The following is a 14583-nucleotide window of genomic DNA, read 5'->3' as shown; positions in this document are numbered from 1 at the left end:
ACATGGTGCTGGGGGAGATCCCGACGACCCGCGTGTCCGCGCGACTGCAGCAGTCGCCCGGACACCTCATCCGCGTTGCACAGCAGGTCCACACGCGACTGTGGTCCGAACACGTCGGAGCCGATCTCACGGCTCCGCAGTTCGCCGTGCTGCTGGTCCTCGCCCTGGAACCGGGCGCGGACCAGCGGACGGTCGGCGAGCGTGCCTCGCTGGACAAGGCCACGATGGCGGAGATGGTCGCGCGGCTGGTCCGCCGCGGCCTGGTGCTGAGAAGGCGCGACCCGGCCGACGGCCGGCGCAAACTCCTCGCTCTGTCGCAGAGCGGGGCCCAGGCGGTGCGCGAGGCCACCGGAGGCGTGGTCCGCGTGCAGCGGACCCTGTTCGAGCCGCTCGGCGCGGAGGAGCAGGTCGAGATCGTCCGGGTGATGGCCAAGATAGCCAGGCTGGAGCCCGCGGCGGTCGTGTACAGCGATGCGCGGCCGATACTGGACGCCCAGCGGGCGATCGGCTACCTGATCAGGGTCGGCCAGCAGGTGCACACCAAGCTCTGGTCGGAGCACGTCGGCGCGGAGCTGACCGCTCCGCAGTACGCGGTGCTCGACGCGCTGGAGCTGGAACCGGGCGCCGATCAGCGGACGGTCGGTGAACTGGCGTCGCTGGACAAGGCGACGATGGCCGAGATGGTGAGCCGTCTCGTCCGCCGTGGCCTGGTGCAGCGCCGACGCGACCCCTCGGACGGGCGGCGCAACCTGCTCTCGCTCTCGCCGGCGGGCCAGGACCTGCTGCACCGCTCGGCGGCGGGCGTCGCCAAGGTCCAGCAGCTGCTGCTGGCGCCGCTGGAGGAGCACGAGCACGGTCCGGCGCTGGCGCTGATCGCCAAGGCCGCCAGGCTCTAGTCTCCGCCCTTTGAGCTCCAGCCAAAACGATTCGCCAACGTACGGACGGCCGTGGGTCGGACGGGGGTGGGTCGGGGCGGGGGTCGGACTTATGTCCTAGCGATTGTGTGCTTGTGTGCTCACATATTTGCGGCATGGGTCCGTTCCGGGCATGCCGAAGACCGCCCACTCCTGAACGGGGTGGGCGGTCTTTCGGTATGACCGCCGGTCGGCTGGTCTGCCGGTTGGCGGGTCGGTTTGCGGGGCGGCCGGCCTGCCGGTCAGGTGGCGGTTGCCGGCGGCGCCGGGTTCGGGGCCGGGCTCAGTTCCAGTCGAAGCCCTGCGGGTCCGGGCCGATGCGCTCGCCGGTGGCGACGCCGGCGATCGCGGCGAGGTCCTCCGCGTCCAGCTCGAAGCCGGTCACGTCCAGGTTCTCCCGGATACGGGACGGGGTGACCGACTTCGGGATCGCGATCACGCCGCTCTGCAGGTGCCAGCGGAGCACGACCTGGGCGACCGTGCGGCGGTGCTTCTCGGCGATCTTCACCAGCGCCGGCTCGGCGAGCAGGTCCTTGCCCTGGCCCAGCGGGCTCCACGCCTCGGTGGCGATGCCGTGCTGGGCGTGGAAGGCGCGCAGCTCGGTCTGCGGGAAGTACGGGTGCAGCTCGACCTGGTTGAGCGCCGGGACGACCGAGGCCTCGTCGATCAGGCGGGTCAGCTGCTCGGGGCCGAAGTTCGAGACGCCGATGGACTTGACCCGGCCGTCCGCCTTGAGCTGTTCGAAGGCCTTCCAGACGTTGAGGTAGCTGCCGTGCATCGGGCGCGGCCAGTGGATCAGGTAGAGGTCGATGTACTCCAGGCCCAGCTTGGCCAGCGAGATGTCGAACTCGCGCAGGACCGCGTCCCGGCCCTGCGCGCCGGACCAGTCGCGGGTGCCGGAGTTCCACAGCTTGGTGGTGACGTAGAGGTCCTCGCGGGCCACACCGCCGGCCAGCGCCTCGGTGATCGCCTGGCCGGTGCCCGCCTCGTTCTCGTAGATCGCCGCGGTGTCGATGGACCGGTAGCCGGCCTCGATGGCGGTGCGGACGGCCGGGGTGGCCTCGCTGTCCGGGACCTGCCACACGCCGAAGCCGAGCTGCGGGATCCGCGTGCCGTCGTTCAGGGTCACGCTGGGGATGTTGCTCACGGGAAGGGGTGCCCTCCTGGTCGACCATGGGTTCCAGGTGGGGAAACTGGCGTTTCGACGGGTTTGTTCCCGCCGTTCGGGTGAACCTTGCGGGGCTGTGGGCCGTCCGGGCGGGAAACCGCGACGGAGGGCGCGGAAAACCTGTTGCGCGGATCACACCGGGGTTGGCAGGCTCGCGGCCATGGCCTCCTGAGACACGGGCCCTTCGTGCCCTTCCCTTGTCCGCCCGGCCCGTTGCCGGGCGCGTTACCGTCGCCGCGCCGCCGTGCCGAGTGCTGCCCCGTACCACCTCCGAACAATCCGGAACCACCCCCCGAACCACCGCCATCGGAGTGTCATGCCGCTCGCATCCCTCCCCTTGGCCGATCCCGGCCGTCCCGACCTCTCCTCACCCCTCGCCTTCCTGCGCTGGCTGCAGCGCGGCCAGCGGCGCGGACAGGTGCTCTCCACCTGCTGGGCCCTGCTGGAGATGGGCGGTCAGGCCGCCCTGCCCATACCGCTCGGACACGGCGTCCAGGCCGCCGTGGACGGCGACGCGGCCGGGATCTGGCGGGCCGGCGCCCTCGCCGTGCTGCTCGCCGCGACCGCCTCGCTCGGCACCGTGCTGCTGCACCGCCAGGCGGTCTGGAACTGGATCCACGCGGCCACCCACGTACGGCAGTTGGTGGCCCGGCAGGCCTCGCACCTCGGTGCCGGGCTGTCCCGGCGGATCGCCACCGGCGAGGTCGTCGCGGTCGGCAGCGGGGACGTCGAGCGGATCGGCTGGTACGTCGAGCTCGTCGCCCGCGTCCGGGCCGCGGTGATCGTCTGGCTGGCCGTCAGCACGGTCGTGCTGGTGGCCGAACCGGTGCTCGGCACCGGCGTGCTGCTCGGCGTGCCGGTGCTCGCGGCCTCCGTCTGGCCGCTGATCGGGCCGTTCGAGCGGCGCTACGAGAAGCAGCGCGCACTCGGCGGCAAGGCCACCGAGCTGGCCGCCGACACCGTCGCCGGGCTGCGGGTGCTGCGCGGTATCGGCGGCGAGGAGCTGTTCCTGGAGCGGTACCGCGCCGCCTCCCAGAAGGTCCGCGCCGCGGCCGTCCGCTCGGCCCGCCTGTGGTCGCTGATGCAGGCCCAACAGGTGCTCCTGCCCGGCCTGTTCGTCGTCGGGGTCACCTGGTACGGCGCCCGGCTGGCGGCCTCCGGCGAGCTCGCCGTCGGCACGCTGATCGCCGTGTACGGCGCCACCGCCTTCCTGGCGGCGCCGCTGCGGATCCTGGGCGAGGCCGCGCACGCCTGGAGCGTCGCCCGGGTCTCCGCGGGCCGCGCCGTTCGGGTGCTCTCGCTGCGCCGGACCAGCGGCGCGGCCGAGGCCGTGCTGACCCGGCCGGCCAACGCCGACCTGTACGACCCGGCGACCGGGCTGACCGCGCGAGCCGGCGAGCTGACCGCCGTGGTCTGCGGCGACCCGGACGTCGCCGCGGCGCTCGCCGAGCGGCTCGGCGGGCACGTCCCGGCGGCCGAGGGCGAGCGGCAGCCCTCCGCCCGGCTCGGCGGGACGGAGCTGGACACGGTGCCGCTGGCCGAGGCCAGGGCGGCGGTGCTGGTCCACGACAAGGAGCCGGTGCTGCTCTCCGGCACGCTGGCCGGGATGTTCGACATCCCGTCCTCGGGCCGGGTGTCGGTGGCCGAGGCCCTCGCGGCCGCCCGCTCCGACGACGTGCTGGAGGCCCTGGTGGAGGGCTCGCCGGAGTGCGAGGGCGACGTGATGAAGGCCCGGATCACCGAGCGCGGCCGGTCCCTGTCCGGCGGGCAGCGCCAGCGGCTCGCGCTGGCCCGCGCGCTGCTGGCCGACCCGCCGGTGCTCGTCCTGGACGAGCCCACCAGCGCGGTGGACGCCCACACCGAGTCGCGGATCGCCACCGGGCTCCGGGACGTCCGGGCCGGGCGCACCACGGTGGTGTTCGCGACCAGCCCGCTGCTGCTCGACCAGGCGGACCGGGTGGTGCTGGTCCGCGACGGCCGGGCGGTCGTGGCCGGGCGCCACCGCGACCTGATGCGGACGGAGCCCGCGTACCGGTCGGTGGTCACCCGTGACGAGGATGCCGGCCGGGAAGGGGATGCCGCACCCGCGGAGGAGGCGGCTTCGGTGGGGGCCGGGGAGGGGGTTGCGTGAGCACGTCCGTCAACTGTCCTGCGACGCAAGCGAGGAGTACGTCATGAAGCCCCCTCTGCATCAGGAGCAGGGGCCGGCCGCCACCCTGCCGGTCGGCTCCCCGGCCGCCGTGCGCGCGTACCTGCGGCTGCTCGCACGGCGCCACCGCGGGGCCTTCTGCGGGGTGGTGGCGCTGCACTCGGTGGCCACGGTGGCCGGACTGGTCGGGCCCTGGGTGCTCGGCGGCCTGGTCGAGTCGCTGGCCGCCGGGACCGCCGGGGCCGCCATCGCCGTCGCCGTCGGCTGGTACCTGCTGGCGCTGGCGGTGCAGTCCGCCTTCACCGGCTGGTCCCGGATGCGCGGCGCGATCCTCGGCGAGCGGGTCCTCGCCGACCTGCGCGAGGACTTCCTGGTCCGCGCGGTCGCGCTGCCCACCGGCGTGCTGGAGCGGGCCGGCACCGGTGACCTCGTCTCCCGGGGCACCACCGACATCGACCGGCTGGACAAGTCCGTGCGCGAGGCGGTGCCCGAACTCGCCGTCGCCGTCGTGTCGTTGCTGCTCGTGCTCGGCGCGCTGGTGGTCACCTCGCCGCTGCTCGCGCTCACCTCGCTGGTCGGGCTGCCGCTGCTGCTGGCCAGTTCGCGATGGTACTTCCGGCGCGCGCCGCAGTCCTACCGCAACGAGTCGGCCGGGTACGCCGCGGTGAACACCGTGCTCGCCGAGACGGTGGACGCCGGGCGGACGGTCGAGGCGCTGCGCCTGGGCGACCAGCGGGTCCGGCTGACGGACCGCAAGCTGCGCGAGTGGCTCGCCTGGGAGCGGTACACGCTGTGGCTGCGCTCGGTGTGGTTCCCGTCCATCGACGCGGTCTACACCTCGGCGGTGCTGGCCACGCTGGTGGTCGGCGGCCTGCTCACCCTGCGCGGGTGGATCACCGTCGGCCAGTTGACCACCGGGGTGCTGTACGCGCAGATGCTCACCGGCCCGGTCGACCTGATCCTGCGCTGGTACGACGAGCTGCAGATCGGGCAGGCCTCGCTGGCCCGGCTGGTCGGCGTCCGCGAGGTGCCGGAGCACGAGGGGGACGAGGGCGTGAGCCCGGACGGCCGCCGGGTCGAGGCCAGGAACGTGCGGTTCGGCTACCGCGAGGGCGCGGACGTCCTGCACGGGATCAGCCTGGACGTCGCTCCGGGCAGCCGGGTGGCGCTGGTCGGGCCGTCCGGGGCGGGCAAGTCCACCCTCGGGCGGCTGCTGGCCGGGATCTACGCGCCCGGCCGGGGGAGCGTCACGCTCGGTGGGGCGGCGCTCGCGCGGATGCCGGCCGAACGGGTCCGGGCCGAAGTGGCACTCGTCAACCAGGAGCACCACGTCTTCGTCGGCACGCTGCGGGACAACCTGCGGCTCGCCGCGCCCGGGGCCGATGACACCGAACTGCGGGCCGCGCTCGACGCGGTGGACGCCGGCGGCTGGGTGGAGGCCCTCCCGGAGGGCCTGGACACCGAGGTCGGCTCCGGCGGCGCCGCGCTGACTCCGCCGCAGGCCCAGCAACTCGCCCTGGCCCGCCTGGTGCTGGCCGATCCGCACACCCTCGTGCTGGACGAGGCCACCTCGCTGCTCGACCCGCGCGCCGCCCGGCACCTGGAGCGTTCGCTCTCCCGGGTGCTGGAGGGCCGGACGGTCATCGCCATCGCGCACCGGCTGCACACCGCGCACGACGCCGACGTGATCGCGGTGGTCGAGGGCGGGCGGATCAGCGAGTACGGCAGCCACCCGGAGCTGGTCGCGGCCGGCGGCCCGTACGCGGCGCTGTGGCGCTCCTGGCGGGACGAGCGGTAGCACCGTCCGGGCGGGTGCGCGCCGGGCCCGGGCCGCTCCAAACCCGCACGGGGCCGGATTGCCCCGTGCGGGTTACTCCGCCCGCGCGGAAGGGCGCGTAACCGGGCAAACCGGGGCACGGACCCGCAGACTGCTCCGGTGACCAAGACTTCAGGCGGCTCGTCCGGCCCCCAGCGCAGTGAGATCGGCGGGATCCCCACCCGGTACATCGGGATCGGCGTCATCGTCATCCTCGCGGTGTGGTTCCTGTTCGCCAACCTCGAAAAGGTGAGGATCCAGTTCTGGGTGTTCACCGTCACCGCGCCGTTGTGGATCGCCCTGCTGGCCACGCTGGTCGCCGGCGGCGCGCTGGGCTGGCTGCTGAAGGGCCGGCGCGCCAGGTGACCGCAGGCCCGGGGCCCGCGCAGGGTGGCGCGTCCGGATTCACGCCGCTGATCGAGATGCGCGGTGTCAACAAGCACTTCGGGGACCTGCACGTCCTGCGGGACATCGAGCTGACGGTCGGCCGCGGCGAGGTCGTCGTGGTGATCGGGCCCTCCGGCTCGGGCAAGTCCACGCTTTGCCGGGCGATCAACCGGCTGGAGCCGATCGAGGCCGGCACCATCCTGATCGACGGCGAGCCGCTGCCCGAGGAGGGCAAGGGGCTGGCCCGGCTGCGCGCCGAGGTCGGGATGGTGTTCCAGTCCTTCAACCTGTTCGCGCACAAGACCGTGCTGCAGAACGTCTCGCTCGCCCAGATCAAGGTGCGCGGGCGGCCCAGGGCCGAGGCGGACGCCAAGTCCCGGGCGCTGCTGGAGCGGGTCGGGCTCGCGGCGCACGCCGACAAGTACCCGGCGCAGCTCTCCGGCGGCCAGCAGCAGCGCGTGGCGATCGCCCGCGCGCTGGCGATGGACCCGAAGGCGCTGCTGTTCGACGAGCCCACCTCGGCCCTCGACCCCGAGATGATCAACGAGGTGCTGGACGTCATGCGCCAGCTCGCCCGCGAGGGCATGACGATGGTCGTGGTCACGCACGAGATGGGCTTCGCCCGGGCCTCCGCGAACCGGGTGGTCTTCATGGCGGACGGCCGGATCATCGAGGACCGTGCCCCGCAGGACTTCTTCGGCGCTCCCGAGAGCGAGCGCGCCCGGGACTTCCTCTCCAAGATCCTGAAGCACTGAGGCGGCGCCGTGACGAGGAAGACCGTGCTCGCCGCCGTGCTGCTGATCGCCGTGCTGGCGGCGGGCTGCGGCAAGGCCGGTACCCCGCCGCCCAAGGGGCCGCAGCCGAACGCCCTGCCCACGTACCGGGTGCAGGACGCCTCCGCGATCACCGGCTCGCCCACCCTGAACGCGGCCCGGAGCCGCGGCCACCTGGTGGTCGGCGTCAAGGAGGACCAGCCGTACCTGGGGCAGAAGAACCCGGCCACCGGTGATTACTCGGGCTTCGACATCGAGATCGCCAAGATGGTCGGCGCCTCCCTGGGGTTCGCGCCGGACAGGATCCAGTTCAGGACCATCGCCTCGGCCAACCGCGAGACCGCGCTGCAGAACGGCCAGGTGGACTACTACGTCGGCACCTACACCATCAACGACAACAGGAAGAAGCTGGTCGGCTTCGCCGGGCCGTACTTCGTCGCCGGGCAGTCGCTGCTGGTGCGCAAGAACGACAACAGCATCCACGGCCCGCAGGACCTGAACGGCAAGAAGGTGTGTTCGGCGGCCGGCTCGACCCCGTACCAGCGGATCCAGTCGCAGTACCCGAAGGCGAAGCTGATCGGCTACGACACCTACTCGGCCTGCGTGGACAACCTGATCACCGGCCAGGTCGACGCCGTCACCACGGACAACGCGATCCTGCTGGGCTACGCGGCGAAGGTCCCGGACGAGCTCAAGGTCGTCGGCCCGCTGTTCTCGACGGAGCCGTACGGGATCGGGACGCCGAAGAACGACACCGTGCTGCGGTACGCGCTCGACGACGCCTTGGCCCACCACGAGCAGAACGGCGACTGGAAGAAGGCCTTCGACGCGACCCTCGGCCTCTCGGGGGCGCCCGCGCCGACCCCGCCGCAGATCGACCGGTACTGAGAGGGGCCGCGCCGTGAAAACGCTGACCGACAACTGGTCGACCTACTGGGACGGTTTCCTCGGCACGCTCTCGCTGTTCACGGTCAGCGCCGTGCTGTCGCTGGTGCTGGGCGTGCTGATCGCGAGCTTCCGGGTCTCGCCGGTGAAGCCGCTGCGGATCTTCGGCACGGCGTGGGTGACGATCCTGCGCAACACCCCGCTGACCCTGCTGTTCTTCATCGTGGTGCTGGGCCTGCCGCGCTTCGACATCACGCTGCCCTTCTACACCTTCGCGGTGCTCGCCCTCGGCTGCTACACCTCGGCGTTCGTCTGCGAGGCGATGCGCTCGGGCGTCAACACCGTGCCGGTCGGGCAGGGGGAGGCGGCGCGCAGCCTGGGCATGACCTTCGGGCAGACGATGGGGCTCGTGGTGCTGCCGCAGGCGTACCGGTCGGTGGTGGCGCCGATCGGCAGCGTGCTGATCGCGCTGGTGAAGAATTCGGCGATCGCCGGCTCGTTCAGCGTCACCGAGCTGCTGGGCACCTACCGGACCATCAACGAGCTGGGCTACAGCATCGTCTGGACCTTCGTCTGGATCGCCGTCGGCTACCTGATCATCACCCTGGCCATCAGCGCCGTGTTCAACCTGCTCGAACGACGACTGGCGGTGTCGCGATGACCGTTGCATCCTCGGCGCTGTACGACGTCCCCGGCCCGAAGGCGCTCGCCCGGCACCGGACGTGCGGGGCGGTCGCGCTGGTGCTGATCGCGGCGCTGATCGCGTGGGTCGTCTACATGCTGTTCCACACCCACCAGTTCACGTACGCGAAGTGGGAGCCGTTCGAGTACCGCGGCGTCCAGGACCTGCTGCTGCGCGGGCTCGGGAACACGCTCCGGGCGTTCGGCTGGACGGCGCTGTTCGCGCTGCCGTTCGGCGCGCTGTTCGCGGCCGGGCGGCTCTCGGACCACCGGGTGGTGCGCTGGTTCGCGACGCTGGTGGTCGAGTTCTTCCGGGCCATGCCGCTGCTGGTGATGATCTTCTTCATCTTCGTCGCGCTGAAGGTGCAGCCGCTCTGGGCGCTGGTGGCCGGGCTGGTGCTGTACAACGGCTCGGTGCTGGCCGAGGTGTTCCGGGCCGGTGTGCTCGCCGTGCCGAGGGGCCAGGGGGAGGCGGCGTACGCGCTCGGGCTGCGCAAGACCCAGGTGATGGCCTACGTGCTGGTGCCGCAGGCCAACCGGGCGATGCTGCCGGCGATCATCAGCCAACTGGTGGTCGCGCTCAAGGACACCTCGCTGGGCTTCCTGATCACGTACGAGGAGTTCCTGCACGCGGGCAAGCTGATCGCCACCAACCTGGACTACGACCTCCCGTTCATCCCGGTGGTGATCGTGATCGCGCCGATCTACATCGGGATGTGTCTGCTGCTCTCGTGGCTCGCCCGCTGGGTCGAGCGGCGCAGTCGGCGAAGCCCGAGCGTGCGGGGCGGGGCGCCGGTGGCGAAGGCGGGGGTGGCGATGGGGCTGCCGCCGTCTGTGCAGCAGTGAGGACGCGGCCGGTGGTGGAGTGGTTGTGCTGCGGTGGGTGTTGGTTCGAGACTGAACCATAGGGGCGCCCGGGGTTAGGTCCGGTACCTCCAATTTCCTCTTATGATTGCGGAGGCTGGCGGCAGACGACCGGGCGGAGGGGCCATGGAGCCGGTGTTCGACTCGCGGCACATCAGGACGTTCCACGAGGTCGTCAGGGCCGGCTCCTACTCGGCGGCGGCCCGCGAACTCGGCTACACCCAGCCCGCCATCACCCAGCAGATGAAGGCGCTCGAACGCACCGTCGGTGTCCCCCTGTTCACCCGCGCCGGGCGCGGGCTGCGGCTCACCGAGGCCGGCGAGGCGCTCTCCCGGCACGCCGAACTGATCCTCGGCAGCCTCTCCGCGGCCCAGCAGCAGCTCGCCGCGCTCGCCCGGCTGCGCACCGGGCGCGTCCGGGTCTGCGCGTTCCCGAGCGCCAACGCCACCCTGATACCGCAGGCGATGGCGCGGCTGCTCGACGAGCACCCGGGCGTGCGGGTCGAGCTGCTGGAGGCCGAGCCGCCGGACTCCGTCCAGCGGCTGCTGCGCGGGGAGTGCGACATCGCGCTGGCCTTCCGCTACCCCGGCGCTCCGAGCGACGTGCCGGAGGGGCTGGACGAGATTCCGCTGATGGAGGACCTGCTCACGGTGTTGCTGCCGGTCGGGCACCCGCTCGGGCGACGGCACGCCGTCCGGCTCGCCGACCTCGACCGCGAGCGCTGGATCGCCGGGTGTCCGCGATGCCGCGCGAACCTGCTGCACGTCTGCGCGGAGGAGGGTTTCGCGCCGGACATCGTCTTCTCGACGGACGACAACCTCGCGGTGCAGAGCCTCGTCGCGGCCGGGGTCGGGATCGCGCTGATGCCGGCCCTCGTGCTCTCCTTCATGTGCCACCGCAAGGTCACCGGGCGGGCCGTCGAGCCGCACCTGCGGCGGCACGTGAGCGCGTTCGTGCTGCGCGAGCACCGGCGGATCCCGGCCACGGCGCTCGTGCTGGACCACCTGCGGCAGGCGGCGGCCAGCCGGGTGGGGTGCTGAGCCTTTCGCGGTCCTTCCCGGGCCCTTTCCCGAAACCTCTGCCGGGCCCTCTTGCCGGTTGACCACTGGCCGAGGCCGGGTCCTGGGCGGCCAGGCTTGGCGGCGGGGGCTGATCGTCTGCGGACTTATAAGCAGGCGTTGGGATCCTGCTTAGGATCCCTCGTTAGACGTGATGGGTCCGCTTGGCCGAACCTGCTGCCATGACAGCCTCAGCCACGGTCGGCAGCGACCGTCTCACCGAGCGGATGAACGCCCTCATCGGCGAGATCCGCGCCGTCGTCGACCGCGGCCTGCCGCCGGAACTCACGGCGTACCTGGTCGGCGAACGCCTCGCCCCCCACCTGTCGGCCGACCCCGACGGCCCCGGTGCCCTGCTCACCCCCGCCCAGTGCGAGGCCGACCCCGCCCGCTACCGGCAGCACGTGGTGCACGCCGAGGAGGACGGCAGTTTCTCCGTCGTCGCCCTGGTCTGGCTGCCCGGCCAGCAGACCCCGATCCACGACCACGTCTCCTGGTGCGTCGCCGGCGTCCACCAGGGCCAGGAGAGCGAGATCCGCTACCGGCTCGTCTCCGACGGCCGCACCGCGCGGCTCGTCGAGACCGAGCACGTCGCCGGGCCGGCCGGCACCGTCGCCGCCTTCGCCCCGCCCGGTGACATCCACCTCGTGCGCAACGCGTGCAGCACCACCGCCATCTCCATCCACGTGTACGGCGCCGACGTGTCGCGGCTCGGCACCAGCATCCGGCGCGTCTACCGGCTGCCCGCCGACGGGCAGCGGTGAGCGCGGCGTGGCGCTGACCCTCCGGGAGCGGGCCACCCGCACCCGCTCCATCCCCCCACTCGGCAGCGACGCCCCCGGCCTGCTGCTCGCGGCCGCGGGCGTCGCCGCCGCGCTCGCCGTCCACGCGGCGGTGCCGGCCGTGCCCAAGCTCACCGCCGCCGTCGTGCTCGGCATGGCGGCGGCCCACCTGCCCGGGCTTCGCCCGGTCGTCCGCGGCGTGGCGCGGCCCGGGCTTTCCACGGCCGGCAAGCGGCTGATGCGGCTCGGGATCGTGCTGCTCGGCCTCAAGCTCAGCCTGGACGACGTGCTCGGCCTCGGCTGGGCCACCGTCGCCATGGTGCTCGCCGTGGTCGCGGCCACCTTCGCCGGCACGCTGTGGCTCGGGCGCAGGCTCGGGCTGCCGGGGGACCAGCCGCTGCTGGTCGCCACCGGCTACTCGATCTGCGGCGCCTCGGCGATCGGCGCGGTCAGTCAGGCCTCCGACAGCGACGAGGAGGACGTCGCCGCCTCCGTCGCGCTCGTGACGCTGTGCGGCACCCTCGCGATCGCCGTGCTGCCGCTGCTCCAGCACCCGCTCGGGCTCGGGGAGGTGGAGTTCGGGCGCTGGGTCGGTGCGAGCGTGCATGACGTCGGACAGGTCGTCGCCACCGCCCAGACCGGCGGGCCCGGGGCGCTGCGCGAGGCCGTCCTGGTCAAGCTGATGCGGGTGGTGCTGCTGGCGCCGCTGGTCGCCGGGGTGGCGGTCGCAGTGCGACGGAGGCAGCAGTGGGATAAAAAGAACATTGCTGAAGGAAGTTCGAAGAATTCGGTCAAAAGCGACAGCCGGCCGCCGATCGTCCCGCTGTTCGTGGCGGGGTTCCTCGCGATGATCGTCCTGCGGACCACCGGCGTGCTGCCCGAGCGCGCGCTCACCCTGGCCGCGGACGCCCAAGAACTGCTGCTGGCCGCCGCGTTGTTCGGTCTCGGCAGCGCCGTGCACCTGCCCACCATGGTCCGCACCGGCGGGCGGATCGCCCTGCTCGGGCTCGGCTCCTGGGTGATGGTCGCGGGCGTCTCGTACGCCGGGGTGCTGCTCACGACCTGACGAAAACGGCTCCGGGTACGGCGGCGGCCTTGGGTATTGTCGGGCGGGTACCGTCCTTCGGGACGCTCCCGCACCCGAGTTTTCCGAGGAATGCGCATGCCGACCGCACTGCCCGAACGGAACGGCCGCGAGGCCGTGGTCACGCTCGACCGGCGCGAGGGGCCGTTCGGCGAGGTGGTGCTGCGGCAGCGCGGACGGGACTTCGAGATCATCGCCAACGGCTGCTTCCTGATGGACACCGCCGACGGCCGCTCGGAGCGGCTGCTGATCCAGGCCGCGCTGGACGAACTCGACCGCGCGGGTGGAACCGTCGAGAAGCCCTCGGTGCTGATCGGCGGCCTCGGCGTCGGCTTCTCGCTGGCGTACGCGGTCGCCGAGCCGCGCTGGGGGCGGATCGCGATCGTCGAGCGCGAGAGCGCGATCATCGACTGGCACCGGACCGGGCCGCTCGGCGCCTTCTCCGGCGGCGCGCTGGAGGACGGGCGGGTCGTGGTGCTCCACACCGACCTGCTGGAGTACCTGGCCGCGGCTGACGGCGAACGCTACGACGCGTTGTGCCTGGACATCGACAACGGGCCGGACTGGACCGTCACCGACGGCAACGCGCCCCTGTACGGCGCGGACGGGCTCGCGGTGCTCTGGCGCCGGCTCCGGCCGGGCGGGGTGCTGGCGGTGTGGAGCGCGCAGCCCTCGTCGGCGTTCGACGAGGCGCTGCGCGCGGCGGGGTTCTCGGACGTCGCCGCGCGCGAGGTGCCGGTCTCCCGGGGCGTGCCGGACGTGGTGCACCTGGCCCGGCGCGTGGACTGATCCGACTAGGGGCCCAACTGGTCGGCGGGCTTGGCCGGTTGGGCGTCGGCGGTTTGCTTCGGCGCTGTGGTGCTTCGGTGCTGTGGTGCTGTGGGGTTGTGGGCTGTGGGGCTGAGGAGTTGGGCATGGCGGAGGGCGGGACGCCGTCGGTGCGGATCCTGGTGGAGCTGCGACGGCGGATCGGCTCGGGGGAGTTGGCGCCGGGGGAGCGCGTGCCGTCCACCCGGGCGATCACCCGGGAGTGGGGCGTCGCGATGGCCACCGCCACCAAGGTGCTGAGCCGGCTGCGGGAGGAGGGGCTGGTCCGGGCGGTGCCGGGGGTCGGGACGGTGGTGGCGGAGCGGGCTGGTGCAGTTTCTCCGGTCGCTTCTTCTGCGCCGGGTCCGGGGCGCGGGCCGGAGCGGGGCTCGGGGGCTGGCGTTGTGCGACGGAGGCGGGGCGGGGAGCGGGAGCTCACCCGGGAGCGGATCGTCGCGACGGCCGTGCGGGTGGCGGACGAGGAGGGGTTTACGGCGCTGTCGATGCGCCGGATCGCGACCGACCTCGGCGTGGCGACCATGTCGCTCTATCGTCATGTGCCCGGCAAGGACGACCTGTTGAGGTTCATGACGGACCGGGTTTTCGGCGAGGAGCCGCTGCCCGAGCCGCTGCCGGCGGGCTGGCGGGACGGACTGGAGACGGTCGCCCGGCTGCAGTGGCGGATCTACCGGCGCCACTGCTGGCTGGCGGGCACGATGTCATTCACCCGGCCGGTGCTGGCGCCGGAAGCGGCCGTGCACACCGAGCGGGCGATGGCCGCGCTTGCCGGGTCGGGGCTGAGCCACGAGGAGATTGCCCAGGCGTCGGTCGCGCTGGCGGCCTTCGTGTGTGGGCTGGCGGTCCACTTCGAGCGGGAGGCGCATGCCGTCCAGGACAGCGGGATGTCCGCCGATGAGTGGATGGATCGTCAGGACAGCGAAGAGCGTGACCTGCTGATGGCGGATCCGGAGCGGTTCCCGATGTTCGACGCGCTGAGCCGGGGGCCGGAGATCGACATGAGCCTGGACGCGCTGTTCGAGTTCGGGGTGGCGCGGATGCTCGACGGGATCGGCGCGATGATTGCGCGGCGGGTGGGCGGAGGCTGACGGGTGACGGCGAACAGATCACAGCGAACAGATGACAGCAAACGAAATCTGAAATCTGTCAGTTGTTATCTGTTCGCCGCCGTCTGTCACCCTCCGCCCGCCGCCCGC

Annotated in this window: 14 protein-coding genes; 13 read left to right on the top strand and 1 reads right to left on the bottom strand. The window is 72.6% G+C overall.

Annotation, left to right across the window (positions count from 1 at the left end; all coding sequences use genetic code 11):
• Positions 1–2: 2 nt before the first annotated feature.
• On the top strand, positions 3–896 hold the full coding sequence (locus tag ACWCXH_RS08800) for a MarR family winged helix-turn-helix transcriptional regulator (RefSeq protein WP_449800652.1): 894 nt from the start codon (positions 3–5) through the stop codon (positions 894–896).
• A 301-nt stretch (positions 897–1197) separates the two neighbouring features.
• Here ACWCXH_RS08800 and ACWCXH_RS08795 read toward each other — a convergent pair whose 3' ends face one another.
• Positions 1198–2061 (bottom strand): aldo/keto reductase, encoded by an 864-nt coding sequence (locus ACWCXH_RS08795; protein WP_449800651.1) that lies wholly within the window; start codon positions 2059–2061, stop codon positions 1198–1200.
• A gap of 337 nt (positions 2062–2398) precedes the next feature.
• Here ACWCXH_RS08795 and ACWCXH_RS08790 point away from each other — a divergent pair, with 337 nt between their 5' ends.
• The 12 genes from ACWCXH_RS08790 to ACWCXH_RS08735 all read left to right on the top strand — a co-directional run bounded on the left by ACWCXH_RS08790 (position 2399) and on the right by ACWCXH_RS08735 (position 14475).
• Entirely contained in the window at positions 2399–4213 is a 1815-nt protein-coding gene (locus tag ACWCXH_RS08790) for an ABC transporter transmembrane domain-containing protein (RefSeq protein ID WP_449800650.1), read from the top strand.
• 43 nt (positions 4214–4256) lie between these two features.
• Positions 4257–6029: an ABC transporter ATP-binding protein gene (locus ACWCXH_RS08785; RefSeq protein WP_449800649.1), complete on the top strand. Its 1773-nt coding sequence runs from the start codon at positions 4257–4259 to the stop codon at positions 6027–6029.
• 138 nt (positions 6030–6167) lie between these two features.
• Positions 6168–6413 carry a LapA family protein gene (locus tag ACWCXH_RS08780; protein WP_449800648.1) on the top strand — a complete coding sequence of 82 codons (246 nt, stop codon included), beginning with the start codon at positions 6168–6170 and terminating at the stop codon, positions 6411–6413.
• Between the two features lie 47 nt (positions 6414–6460).
• Complete coding sequence (locus ACWCXH_RS08775) at positions 6461–7189, top strand: amino acid ABC transporter ATP-binding protein (RefSeq protein ID WP_449800880.1); 729 nt, start codon at positions 6461–6463, stop codon at positions 7187–7189.
• Positions 7190–7198: 9 nt separating this feature from the next.
• Positions 7199–8095, top strand: a complete 897-nt coding sequence (locus ACWCXH_RS08770) for a glutamate ABC transporter substrate-binding protein (RefSeq protein ID WP_449800647.1) — start codon at positions 7199–7201, stop codon at positions 8093–8095.
• A gap of 13 nt (positions 8096–8108) precedes the next feature.
• Positions 8109–8753 (top strand): amino acid ABC transporter permease, encoded by a 645-nt coding sequence (locus ACWCXH_RS08765; RefSeq protein WP_449800646.1) that lies wholly within the window; start codon positions 8109–8111, stop codon positions 8751–8753.
• Entirely contained in the window at positions 8750–9619 is an 870-nt protein-coding gene (locus ACWCXH_RS08760) for an amino acid ABC transporter permease (protein ID WP_449800645.1), read from the top strand. Before ACWCXH_RS08765 ends, ACWCXH_RS08760 begins: the two co-directional genes overlap by 4 nt.
• 153 nt (positions 9620–9772) lie before the next feature.
• Positions 9773–10678 carry a LysR family transcriptional regulator gene (locus tag ACWCXH_RS08755; protein ID WP_449800879.1) on the top strand — a complete coding sequence of 302 codons (906 nt, stop codon included), beginning with the start codon at positions 9773–9775 and terminating at the stop codon, positions 10676–10678.
• A 200-nt stretch (positions 10679–10878) separates the two neighbouring features.
• Complete coding sequence (locus ACWCXH_RS08750; protein WP_449800644.1) at positions 10879–11460, top strand: cysteine dioxygenase; 582 nt, start codon at positions 10879–10881, stop codon at positions 11458–11460.
• A 13-nt stretch (positions 11461–11473) separates the two neighbouring features.
• On the top strand, positions 11474–12544 hold the full coding sequence (locus ACWCXH_RS08745) for a YeiH family protein (RefSeq protein WP_449800878.1): 1071 nt from the start codon (positions 11474–11476) through the stop codon (positions 12542–12544).
• A gap of 96 nt (positions 12545–12640) precedes the next feature.
• Positions 12641–13351 carry a spermidine synthase gene (locus ACWCXH_RS08740; protein WP_449800643.1) on the top strand — a complete coding sequence of 237 codons (711 nt, stop codon included), beginning with the start codon at positions 12641–12643 and terminating at the stop codon, positions 13349–13351.
• A gap of 125 nt (positions 13352–13476) precedes the next feature.
• Positions 13477–14475: a TetR/AcrR family transcriptional regulator C-terminal domain-containing protein gene (locus ACWCXH_RS08735; protein ID WP_449800642.1), complete on the top strand. Its 999-nt coding sequence runs from the start codon at positions 13477–13479 to the stop codon at positions 14473–14475.
• Positions 14476–14583: the final 108 nt, after the last annotated feature.

The sequence above is a fragment of the Kitasatospora sp. NPDC001660 genome, assembly GCF_053596725.1.
Note: the sequence above shows the minus strand (reverse complement) of the source record. Positions and strands in the feature narration are given on the sequence as shown.